This window comes from Marivivens donghaensis (assembly GCF_011806565.1).
GTDB classification, from domain to species: domain Bacteria; phylum Pseudomonadota; class Alphaproteobacteria; order Rhodobacterales; family Rhodobacteraceae; genus Marivivens; species Marivivens donghaensis_A.
In genome coordinates this window covers 74,104-85,357 of the sequence record NZ_JAATOP010000005.1, presented here as the reverse complement: position 1 = coordinate 85,357, position 11,254 = coordinate 74,104, and the positions used below count along the sequence as shown (strand labels likewise).

Genomic DNA, 11,254 nt, shown 5'->3' with positions numbered 1-11,254 from the left:
GGCGATCCTCCGTTAGAAATAGACGTCCGCAGCCGCGATGACCTTAGGGCCTTTGGCGGTGACAAGGATGAGGTTGCCGTCGTCGTCGATCCCGTCGAACGTGCCGGTGAATTCGTCGTTGGTGGTGCGGGCGGTGATCTGTTCGCCGAGGCGGGCCGCTTGCGACAGCCAATCGCGGCGAATGCGTTCGAAACCGAAGTAGAGCAGCTTCTGTTCCTGAGTGGCGTAGGCATTGGCGAGCGCGGCGAGGAACTCTTCGGGCTCGATGGTTTTTTCGATGGCCTCGAACAGGCTCACGGGCGCGAAGGTCGCGCCTTCTGCCGCGCGGGGTGTGTGGGCGAGGTTCACACCGATCCCGATCGACAACCAGCTGATGCGGCTCCCTGCCCCGCTGCTCTCCAGCAGGATGCCAGCGACCTTGCCGCCGTCGAGCAGTACGTCGTTGGGCCACTTGGTCGCGAGCCGCGTGCGGTCGACATAAAGCGCGAGCGCCTCGAACAGCGCGTTGGCCGCGAGAAACGACCGCAGGGCGGCGTCCATCGGGGTCAGGTCGGGCTTGGAAATTAAAGTGGCGGCGAGGTTGCCAACGGGGTTGTCCCACGCCCTGCCCCTGCGACCGCGGCCAGCGGTCTGACGCAGCGCCATGATCCATGTCGGAACACGGATCGAGGCCGCCCTACGGGCAGCCTCGGCCATTGTGCTGTCGACCTCGTCCAGAACAACGAGGTCGTAGCCTTCGGGCCAGTGCGGCCCAGCATCAAGTTCAGTTGACAAGCGACTGCGCCGCAGCGGCTGCAATGCCTTCGATACCGAAGAGGTTGAACAGACCCAGCAGCATGATCGCAGCCGATGCCATCAGAGCAGCCCAGGCGACCGGCGACATGGTGCTGTCCAGACCGTCCTTCTCTTCACCGAAGTACATGTAGAACACGATGCGCAGGTAGTAGAACGCACCGATGACCGACGCGATACCGCCCAGAACGGCGAGCCAGACGAGGCCCGACGACAGCGCTGCGGTGAACACGCCGAACTTGGCGAAGAAGCCGAGGAACGGCGGCACGCCGGCAAGGCTGAACATCAGGAACAGCAGAGCCATGGCGCGGAGCGGTTGCTGGCGCGAGTACATCTTCAGCATGTTGATGTCGGCGACGGGGGTGCCGTCCTTCTCCATCGACAGGATGAACGCGAAGGTACCGATGTTCATGGTCACGTAGATCGCCATGTAGATCAGCATCGACTGGACGCCAGCGGCTGTACCGGCAGCGAGGCCCATCAGCGCGAAGCCCATGTGAGCGATCGACGAGTAAGCCATCAGGCGCTTGATGTTGCGCTGACCGATAGCCGCGATACCACCGATGAACATCGACAGGATCGCAACGAGCGACACGATCTGCTGCCAGTCACCGACGATGCCGCCGAATGCGTCGAATGCAACGCGGGCGAAGAGGCCCATTGCGGCAACCTTCGGTGCGGTTGCGAAGAACGCGGTGACCGGGGTCGGCGAACCTTCGTAAACGTCCGGGGTCCACATGTGGAACGGTGCGGCCGAAACCTTGAAGGCGAAGGCAGCGAACATGAACACGAGGCCGAACAGCAGGCCGATCGACACTTCGTCGCCGGTCGCCGCAATGATGCCCGAGAACAGCGTGGTGCCGGTGAAGCCGTAGGTCAGCGATGCACCGTAGAGCAGCAGACCCGACGACAGCGCGCCGAGGACGAAGTACTTCATACCCGCTTCGGTCGACTTCACGCTGTCACGACGCAGCGAAGCCACGACGTAGAGCGCGAGAGATTGCAGTTCGAGGCCCATGTAGAGCGCCATCAGGTCGCCAGCCGAAACCATGACCATCATACCGACGGTCGCGAGAGCGACGAGCACCGGGTATTCGAAGCGCAGCAGACCGCGGCGCGACATGTAATCACGGCTGATCGCCAGCACCGCAGCGGCGGAGATGAGGATCGTTACCTTGCCGAAGCGTGCGAAGGCGTCGTCGTTGAACATGCCGTCGAAGGCGGTCTGATCGCCCGAACCGGAAACACCGATCCAGAAGGCCAGCACGAGGAAGACAGCGACCGTAGCCCAGTTGACGACCGAGGCGACCTTGTCCTTGCCGGTGTAGACAGCAATGAGCAGCGCGGCCATCGCGTAGAGCGCCAGAAGAATCTCCGGCAGAACGATCTGAAGGTCTTGAGAGATCATTTTCCCTGCTCCTTAGTGCGCGGCTGCCGGCGCGGCGTGGTCGGCTTCGGCGGTTTCATGCATCAGGCCTGCATCGGCCTTCGCGGTTTCAACTTGCTCGACCAGAGCGGCGACGCTCGGGCTGATAATGTTGGTGACGGACGCCGGATAGATACCCAGCAGAAGGGTCATGAAGACGAGCGGTGCAAAGATCAGCTTTTCGCGGCGGGTCATGTCCTTGATCGACTTCAGGCTTTCCTTGATCAGCTCGCCCATGACGACGCGGCGGTAGAGCCACAGCGCATAAGCCGCCGAGAAGATCACGCCGAGCGCAGCAACCGCAGCGACCCAGGTGTTGACCTTGAAGGTACCCATAAGCGTCAGGAATTCACCGACGAAACCCGAGGTGCCCGGAAGGCCGACGTTCGCCATAGTGAAGAACATGAACACGAGCGCATAGGCCGGCATCTTGTTCACGAGACCGCCGTAGGCGTCGATGTCGCGGGTGTGCATACGGTCGTAGATCACGCCGACGCAGAGGAAGAGGGCGCCCGAGATGAAGCCGTGCGACAGCATCTGGAAGATCGCGCCGTCAAGGCCCTGCTGGTTCATCGCGAAGATACCCATGGTCACGTAACCCATGTGGGCAACGGACGAGTAAGCGATCAGCTTCTTCATGTCTTCCTGCACCAGAGCGACCAGCGAGGTGTAGACAATCGCGATAGCCGAGATCCAGAGGACGAAGTCCTGCAGCACGTCAGCGCCAACGGGGAACATCGGCAGCGAGAAGCGCAGGAAGCCGTAGCCGCCCATCTTCAGCAGGATCGCAGCAAGGATAACCGAGCCAGCGGTCGGCGCCTGAACGTGGGCGTCCGGCAGCCAAGTGTGAACCGGCCACATCGGCATCTTCACCGCGAACGATGCGAAGAACGCAAGGAACAGCATGGTCTGGAGGCCGCCGGTGACGGTGATGCCCAGAACCGAGAAAGTGGTCGAAGCGAACTCGTAGTCGAGCAGCGCGGTCGTGCCTTCACCGCAAGCACCGATACAGGTGGTGCCAGCCTGAGCGTACATGACGATCATGGCGACCAGCATCAGGATCGAGCCGAGGAAGGTGTAGAGGAAGAACTTGAACGAAGCGTAGATACGGTTCGCACCGCCCCAGATGCCGATGATGAGGAACATCGGGATCAGGCCAGCTTCGAAGAAGACGTAGAAGAGAACGAGGTCCAGTGCCATGAACACGCCGAGCATCAGCGCTTCGAGCACGAGGAACGCAATCATGTATTCCTTGACGCGGTGGGTCACATCCCAGGCCGACCAGATGACCAGCGGCATGAGGAACGTGGTGAGAATCACGAACAGGACCGAAATCCCGTCAACACCCATGCGGTAGTGCAGGCCCATCAGCCATTCGTGGTCTTCTACGAACTGGAAACCGGTGTTCGAGCTGTCGAAGCCGCCGAGGATGAACAGCGACACGAAGAAGGTTGCGAGAGTGGCGATCATCGCCACCCACTTTGCATTCCGGCGGGCGCCTTCGTCGTCACCGCGCAGGAACAGGGCCAGAATGCCTGCTGCCAGCAGCGGAATGAAGGTTACGATCGAGAGAAGGTTTTCCATTAGTGCGATCCCCCGGTGAGCGTCACCCAGGTCAGAATTACTGCGATGCCCAGAACCATCGCGAAGGCGTAAGTGAACACATAGCCGGACTGGGCGCGGCCTGCGAGGCGGGTCAGCCACGGGACGATGCCCAGAGCTACACCGTTAATCCCGCCGTCGATGGTGGCCTCGTCGCCCTTCTTCCAGAGGAAGGCACCGATGCGCTTCGACGGACGTACGAACATGGCGTCATAGAGTTCGTCGAAGTACCATTTATTGAGCAGGAAGTTGTAAAGCATCGGCTGGTTCGCAGCGAGCTTGCGCGGCAGCGACGTGTCGCGGATGTAGAACAGCCAAGCGACGAACAGACCGATCAGCATGGCGAAGAACGGGCTCGTCTTCACCCAGACCGGCGAGTGGTGCGCTTCGTCGAGAACTTCGTTCGAAGCTTCCGACATGTAGATCGCGCCGAATGCAGCCTCGTGACCGGCATCGCCGTGAGCAGCTTCTTCGCCGTGATCAGCAGCGGCGACCTCTTCGGTAGCGACAGCGCCGTGATCGTCGGCGGCAGCTTCTTCGCCGTGGCCTTCAGCTGCGGCAACTTCATGGTGCGGCATACCGAAGAACTTGGTCATCTTGTCATGATCACCGAAGAACGGGTTCAGCCAGATCATACCAGCGAAGATCGCACCCAGAGCCAGCACGCCGAGCGGAATGGTCATGACCAGCGGGCTTTCGTGAGCGTGGTCGTGTGCATGGTGATCACCGCGCGGCTTACCGAAGAACGTCATGAAGATCAGACGCCAAGAGTAGAACGAGGTGAACAGAGCCGCGATGACCAACATCCAGAAGGCGTAGCCGTTACCCGAAGCGTGGGCGCTTTCGATGATAGCGTCCTTCGAGAGGAAGCCAGCGAAACCGATGGTGGTGAGCGGGATGCCGACGCCGGTGATGGCGAGAGTACCGATAACCATGGCCCAGAAGGTCAGCGGGATCTTCTTACGCAGACCGCCGTAGTTCCGCATGTCCTGTTCGTGGTGCATCGCGTGGATGACCGAACCGGCGCCGAGGAACAGCATCGCCTTGAAGAAAGCGTGCGTGAAGAGGTGGAACATCGCCGCACCGTAGACGCCAGCACCAGCAGCTACGAACATGTAGCCGAGCTGCGAACAGGTCGAGTAAGCGATGACGCGCTTGATGTCGTTCTGCACGAGGCCGACGGTGGCTGCGAAGAACGCAGTGGTCGCGCCGAGGTACATGATGAACGACTTGGTTTCCGGTGCATATTCGAACAGCGGCGACATGCGGCAGACGAGGAAGACGCCCGCGGTCACCATGGTCGCTGCGTGGATGAGGGCCGAAACAGGGGTGGGGCCTTCCATCGCGTCCGGCAGCCAAGTGTGCAGGATGAGCTGCGCCGACTTACCCATGGCACCTACGAAGAGCAGGAAGGCCAGAAGGTTTGCCGCATTCCACTCGCGCCACAGGAAGCTGATCTCGGTGTCTGCGATGGTGCCGACATTCGCGAAGATGGTGTCGAAGTCGATCGAGCCGGTCAGCATGAACAGACCGAAGATGCCCAGAGCGAAGCCGAAGTCACCGACGCGGTTGACGACGAATGCTTTCATCGCCGCAGCGTTCGCGCTCGGCTTCTTATAGTAGAAGCCGATCAGCAGGTAGGATGCGACACCTACGCCTTCCCAGCCGAAGAACATCTGGACGAGGTTGTCCGAGGTGACCAGCATGAGCATGGCGAAGGTAAAGAACGACAGGTACGCAAAGAAGCGTGCCTTGTAGTGTTCGTGATGGCCCCAGTTCTCGTCGTGGGCCATGTAGCCCATCGAGTAGAGGTGAACGAGCGACGACACGGTGTTGACGACGATCAGCATGATCAGCGTCAGACGGTCGATGCGGATCGCCCACGACGTCTGAAGGTCGCCGGATTCGATCCAGCGCAGCAGGTTGATGTGGTAGGCGTTTCCGTCGAAGCCGAGGAACAGGATCCAGCTCAGCAGCGCACAGAGAAACAGAATACCGGTCGTAATGATCTGAGCGGCCTTTTCACCGGTCAGTCGCCAGCCGAAGCCGGCGATAAGGGCTCCGACAAGAGGAGCAAGAAGAACAATCTTTTCCATGTCGGATCAGCCTTTCATCACGTTGACGTCTTCAACGTCGATGGTCCCGCGGTTGCGGAAGAAACAAACCAGAATGGCCAGACCGATGGCCGCTTCGGCAGCAGCGACGGTCAGGACGAACAGCGTGAACACCTGGCCCACGAGGTCGTTCAGGTAGGACGAGAACGCGACGAAGTTGATGTTGCAGGCCAGCAGGATCAGTTCGATCGACATCAGCAGGATGATGATATTCTTGCGGTTCAGGAACAGGCCGAAGATCCCGATCACGAACAGGGCCGCAGCCACCGTCAGATAGTGTTCAATTCCGATCATTTGTTCCGTCCCTCGCTTTGCTTGTGCGCGAAATTTGGCATTACAGGCCCTGCCCCGGTTTGATGTCTTTCAGCTCCATGGCCTTAGCAGGGTCACGGTAGAGCTGGGCGAGCACGTCCTGACGCTTGACGTCCTTGCGGTGGCGAAGGGTCAGAACGATGGCGCCGATCATGGCGACCAACAGGATCAGACCGGCCAGTTGGAAGAGCATCAGGTATTTATCGTAGACCAGCAGGCCCAGTGCGGCGGTGTTGTGAACGTCACCGGCGGGCGCAGCGAGGCGCGTCTCGAAGCCGGTGGAGTAATCCCAAGCGCCGTAAGCCATGGCGAGCTGGATGATGATGACCAAGCCGATCAGCAGAGCGAGCGGCATGTAGCGGGCCATCTCTGCCTTCAGTGCGGCAAAGTCGATGTCGAGCATCATGACCACGAAGAGGAACAGAACCGCGACGGCGCCGACGTAGACGATTATCAGCAGCATGGCGATGAATTCCGCGCCCAGCAGGACGAAAAGCCCCGCCGACGAAAGGAAGGCGAGGATCAGCCAGAGCACCGAGTGGACGGGGTTACGGCTCAGCACCGTGAACAGCCCGCCCGCGACAGTCGTCAGCGCAAAGGCGTAAAATGCGATATCAGCTACACTCATTCGTCGCGGTCCTTTTTCGTGTCCTCGGCCATCGCTTCGTTCGCGAGTGTCATGGCCTTGGTCATTGCGGGGACGCCTCCGAACATCGCGGCTTGTGCGATGGTCTCGGCGATCTCCTGTTTGGTTGCCCCCGCCTCGCGCGCATGGCGGACGGTCAGGCGAATTTGCGATTCTGCTTGAGCGCCCAGAATGGTCAGGCCCATCAGGGTCAGCAGAAGGCGTGTCTTGGCATCCAGACCTTCAGGGTTGAAGGTCTTGCCCATCATCGCTTCCATCATTTCGGAAGGCATGGTGGGCCAGAGCGTCTCGAACCCCTTGGGCATAAACGATTCCAGCGCCGGATTGAGCGACTTGGCCCAGTCCTGCCCCGCCTTCATCATGGCTTCAAAGGGGTTCTTGGAGTCGGTCATCGGTACGGCGCATCCATTTCGAGATTGCGGGCGATTTCGGCTTCCCAACGTTCGCCGTTCGAAAGCAGCTTCTCTTTGTCGTAGAAGAGCTCTTCGCGAGTCTCGGTCGAGAATTCGAAGTTCGGACCTTCGACAATCGCATCCACCGGGCAGGCTTCCTGACAGAAGCCGCAGTAGATGCACTTGGTCATGTCGATGTCATAGCGCGTGGTGCGGCGCGAGCCGTCTTCGCGGGGTTCCGCGTCGATGGTGATCGCCTGAGCCGGACAGATTGCTTCGCACAGCTTACATGCAATGCAGCGTTCTTCGCCGTTCGGGTAGCGACGCAGCGCGTGCTCGCCGCGGAAACGCGGGGACAGCGGGCCTTTTTCGTGCGGGTAGTTGATCGTCGCCTTGGGAGCGAAGAAGTACTTGAACCCCAGCTTGAAGCCTTTTGCGAAGTCCGCCAGCAGGAAGTATTTGGCGGCGCGGCCGTAATCGATCTGCGTCATGGATCAGCCTCCGATCGTCCAGCGGGCCCAGAAAGCACCGAGGACTTCGTATTTTGCGAGGAAGGAAACGAGCACCACCCAAGCCAGCGACATCGGCAGGAAGACTTTCCAACCCAGACGCATCAGCTGGTCGTAGCGGTAGCGCGGAGTGATCGCCTTCACCATCGCGAAGATGAAGAAGCAGAACACCATCTTGATAATCATCCACAGGATGCCGTCCGGCAGGAACTCGATCGGGGACAGCCAGCCGCCGAGGAACAGCAGCGACACGAGTGCGCACATCAGCACGACTGCGGTCAGTTCGCCGATCATGAACAGCAGGAACGGGGTCGACGAGTATTCCACCTGATAACCGGCAACCAGTTCCGATTCCGCTTCGGGAAGGTCGAACGGCGGACGGTTGGTTTCAGCCAGAGCCGAGATGAAGAAGAGGAAAAGCATCGGGAAGTGCGGCAGCCAGTACCACGACAGGATACCGTAGCCGTCCTGCGCACGAACGATGTCGCCGAAGTTCATCGAACCGGTCGAGATGATCACACCAACGATGATCAGACCGATCGAGACTTCGTAAGAAATCATCTGTGCTGCCGAACGCAGCGAGCCGAGGAACGGATACTTCGAGTTCGAAGCCCAGCCGCCCATGATGACGCCGTAAACTTCGAGCGACGAGATCGCAAAGACGTAGAGGATGGCGACGTTGATGTCGGCCAGCACCCAACCGTCGTTGAACGGGATAACCGCCCAGGCGATCACGGCCATAACGAACGAAATCAGCGGCGCGAGGAAGAAGACAAACTTGTCCGCGCCGGCCGGTACGACGACCTCTTTAACGATGTACTTCAAAAAGTCCGCAAAGGACTGCAGCAGACCGAACGCGCCAACGATGTTCGGGCCCTTGCGCATCTGGACAGCAGCCCAGACCTTGCGGTCCGCGTACATCAGGAAGGCCAGTGCCACCAGAAGCGGCACGAGGACCAGAAGGCACTGACCGAGAGTCAGCAGCAGGATCCCAAGGTTGGTCGTGGTGAAGAATTCAACCATATTCGTCCCCTTACACCGTCGGTATTCCCGATACGCCACAATCGGCTACCGTAACTTCGGCGTCTATTGTCCTGAGCCCGCGCGGAAGCGCCGGCGAGATAGTGTAGACAGCATCCGCGACCCAGATCCCGAAGTCTTCTTCGACCGTGGTGCGTATGTGCCGCGCAAACCCGTAGCCACGGATCAACGCATATTGTGCAGCGGCGCATTCGGCGTACTTCGTGACGTCCGAAGGCCCGCGAGCGCCTGACATCCTGACCCGGAAATTCACCAGGTCGCCGTCGAGGAGCCGTGTTTCGGCCCCCTGGTAGTCCGGGCGAAAATCGCCTGCCCCACCGATAGCGCTTTGGGATGCTGTGCACCCCGCGAGAAACAGCGATGCGATGACCGCTGCCCGCATTATCTTATTCAGCCGCAACCTTGGGCTCGGCAGCGCGGGCTTTGGCCTGCGCGGAAAGTTCGGCCATCAGCTGCGATGCGCGTGCAATCGGATTGGTCAGGTAGAAATCCTTGACCACATTGCGGAAGGTCGCGTCGCCCAGTTTGCCGGTTTCCAGCGGTGCCCACTCGTTTTCGACAACTTCGTCGATCTGAGCGAGGTGCGGAACGTCGGCAACCAGCTTCTGGCGGAGCTGTGCGAGGCTGTCCCACGGCAGGGTCGCGCCGAGCTCGGCGGACAGTGCGCGAAGGATCGCCCAGTTTTCTTTGGCTTCACCCGGAGCGAAGCAAGCGCGGAGCGCGAGCTGCGGGCGGCCTTCGGTGTTCACGAACAGGCCGTTTTCTTCGGTGTAGGCAGCAGCCGGCAGGATGATGTCGGCGCGGTGTGCACCGCGGTCGCCATGCGAGCCCTGATAGATCACGGTCGCACCTTCGCCGACTTCAACTTCGTCAGCGCCGAGGTTGTAGACGACTTCGGCACCGTTTAGCGCAGCGTCGAGGCCGCCTTCGGTGACAGCGCCGACATCAAGTGCGCCTACGCGGCTTGCAGCGGTGTGCAGAACAAGGAACTTGGAACTTCCCTTCTCTGCAAGCTGCATTGCGGTGCCGAGAACGGCAGTCCCGTCTGCTTCCTGAAGCGCGCCCTGACCGATGATCATAACGCCCTTGAGGTCCTTCTTGTCCGAATGGTCCATTCCCATCAGCTTGTCGAGCGCTGCGCGGTCGGTGCCGATATGGGTGTAGTCATAGGTCAGATCTGCGGCTTCACCGATCATTCCGACCGTCGCACCACGAAGCCATGCCTTGCGGATACGGGCGTTCAGAACCGGAGCTTCGACACGCGGGTTGGTGCCGATGAGGAAGATCATATCGGCGCTGTCGATATCTTCGATCGACGCGGTGCCGACATAAGCCGAGCGGTTGTCTGCGGGAAGCTTCGCGTTGTCGGTGCGCGATTCGACTGTGCCGCCGAGCGATTCAACAAGCTGCTTGAGGCTGTAAGCCGCTTCGACCGGTGCGAGATCGCCGACAAGGCCCGCAACCTTCTTGCCCTTCATCGCAGCAGCGGCGGCTTCGAGAGCCTCGCCCCATGTTGCTTTGCGGAGCTTGCCGTTCTCACGGATGTACGGCGTATCGAGACGCTGGCGACGTAGACCGTCCCAGACGAAGCGCGACTTGTCCGAAATCCATTCTTCGTTCACGCCGTCGTGGTTACGCGGCAGGATACGCATGACCTGACGGCCTTTGGTATCGACGCGGATGTTCGACCCCAGAGCGTCCATCACGTCGATGGTTTCGGTCTTGGTCAGTTCCCACGGACGGGCGGTAAAAGCGTAGGGCTTGGAAACCAGCGCACCGACCGGGCAGAGGTCGATGATGTTACCCTGCATGTTCGAATCGAGGGTCTGGTTCAGGTAGCTGGTGATCTCTGCATCTTCACCTCGGCCGGTCTGGCCCATCTGGGTGATGCCTGCGACTTCCGAAGTGAAACGGACGCAGCGGGTGCAGCTGATGCAGCGAGTCATGTGGGTTTCGACCAGCGGGCCCAGATCGAGGTCGTCCACAGCGCGCTTCGGTTCGCGGAAACGCGAGAAGTCGACACCGTAGGCCATCGCCTGGTCCTGAAGGTCACATTCACCACCTTGGTCGCAGATCGGGCAATCCAGCGGGTGGTTGATGAGAAGGAATTCCATCACGCCTTCGCGTGCTTTCTTCACCATCGGAGAGTTCGTCTTGACGACCGGCGGCTGACCTTCCGGTCCAGGACGGAGGTCTTTGACCTGCATCGCGCACGAAGCAGCGGGCTTCGGCGGACCACCTACGACCTCGACGAGGCACATGCGGCAGTTGCCCGCGATGGACAGACGCTCGTGGTAGCAGAAGCGCGGGACTTCGATTCCGGCTTCTTCACAAGCCTGAATCAGCGTCATGGCACCCGGTACTTCCAGCTCAATCCCGTCGATGATGATTTTTTTCAAATCGGACATGGCCAGCCTTTT

Annotated in this window: 11 protein-coding genes; all 11 read right to left on the bottom strand. The window is 60.2% G+C overall.

Annotated features, from left to right (window positions below; all coding sequences use genetic code 11):
• Window positions 1-12 precede the first annotated feature (12 nt).
• The 11 genes from HCZ30_RS08905 to nuoG are packed head-to-tail and all read right to left on the bottom strand — an operon-like array spanning window position 13 to window position 11,242.
• Complete coding sequence (locus HCZ30_RS08905) at window positions 13-774, bottom strand: biotin--[acetyl-CoA-carboxylase] ligase (RefSeq protein ID WP_167637939.1); 762 nt, start codon at window positions 772-774, stop codon at window positions 13-15.
• Window positions 764-2,200 (bottom strand): NADH-quinone oxidoreductase subunit NuoN, encoded by a 1,437-nt coding sequence (gene nuoN, locus HCZ30_RS08900; RefSeq protein WP_175581004.1) that lies wholly within the window; start codon window positions 2,198-2,200, stop codon window positions 764-766. The genes HCZ30_RS08905 and nuoN overlap by 11 nt, the downstream gene beginning before the upstream one ends.
• Window positions 2,201-2,212: 12 nt before the next feature.
• Window positions 2,213-3,802 (bottom strand): NADH-quinone oxidoreductase subunit M, encoded by a 1,590-nt coding sequence (locus HCZ30_RS08895; protein ID WP_167637938.1) that lies wholly within the window; start codon window positions 3,800-3,802, stop codon window positions 2,213-2,215.
• A complete protein-coding gene (gene nuoL, locus HCZ30_RS08890) occupies window positions 3,802-5,916 on the bottom strand; it encodes an NADH-quinone oxidoreductase subunit L (protein ID WP_167637937.1) in 2,115 nt (704 codons plus the stop codon). The genes HCZ30_RS08895 and nuoL overlap by 1 nt, the downstream gene beginning before the upstream one ends.
• Before the next feature lie 6 nt (window positions 5,917-5,922).
• Window positions 5,923-6,228, bottom strand: a complete 306-nt coding sequence (nuoK, locus tag HCZ30_RS08885) for an NADH-quinone oxidoreductase subunit NuoK (protein WP_167637936.1) — start codon at window positions 6,226-6,228, stop codon at window positions 5,923-5,925.
• Between the two features lie 40 nt (window positions 6,229-6,268).
• Window positions 6,269-6,874 carry an NADH-quinone oxidoreductase subunit J gene (locus HCZ30_RS08880; RefSeq protein WP_167637935.1) on the bottom strand — a complete coding sequence of 202 codons (606 nt, stop codon included), beginning with the start codon at window positions 6,872-6,874 and terminating at the stop codon, window positions 6,269-6,271.
• Complete coding sequence (locus HCZ30_RS08875) at window positions 6,871-7,284, bottom strand: carboxymuconolactone decarboxylase family protein (RefSeq protein WP_167637934.1); 414 nt, start codon at window positions 7,282-7,284, stop codon at window positions 6,871-6,873. Before HCZ30_RS08875 ends, HCZ30_RS08880 begins: the two co-directional genes overlap by 4 nt.
• On the bottom strand, window positions 7,281-7,775 hold the full coding sequence (gene nuoI / locus HCZ30_RS08870; protein ID WP_167637933.1) for an NADH-quinone oxidoreductase subunit NuoI: 495 nt from the start codon (window positions 7,773-7,775) through the stop codon (window positions 7,281-7,283). The genes HCZ30_RS08875 and nuoI overlap by 4 nt, the downstream gene beginning before the upstream one ends.
• 3 nt (window positions 7,776-7,778) lie before the next feature.
• Window positions 7,779-8,816: an NADH-quinone oxidoreductase subunit NuoH gene (nuoH, locus tag HCZ30_RS08865; RefSeq protein ID WP_167637932.1), complete on the bottom strand. Its 1,038-nt coding sequence runs from the start codon at window positions 8,814-8,816 to the stop codon at window positions 7,779-7,781.
• A gap of 10 nt (window positions 8,817-8,826) precedes the next feature.
• Entirely contained in the window at window positions 8,827-9,216 is a 390-nt protein-coding gene (locus tag HCZ30_RS16615; RefSeq protein ID WP_167637931.1) for a hypothetical protein, read from the bottom strand.
• A 4-nt stretch (window positions 9,217-9,220) separates the two neighbouring features.
• Window positions 9,221-11,242, bottom strand: a complete 2,022-nt coding sequence (gene nuoG / locus HCZ30_RS08855; protein ID WP_167637930.1) for an NADH-quinone oxidoreductase subunit NuoG — start codon at window positions 11,240-11,242, stop codon at window positions 9,221-9,223.
• Between the last annotated feature and the right edge of the window lie 12 nt (window positions 11,243-11,254).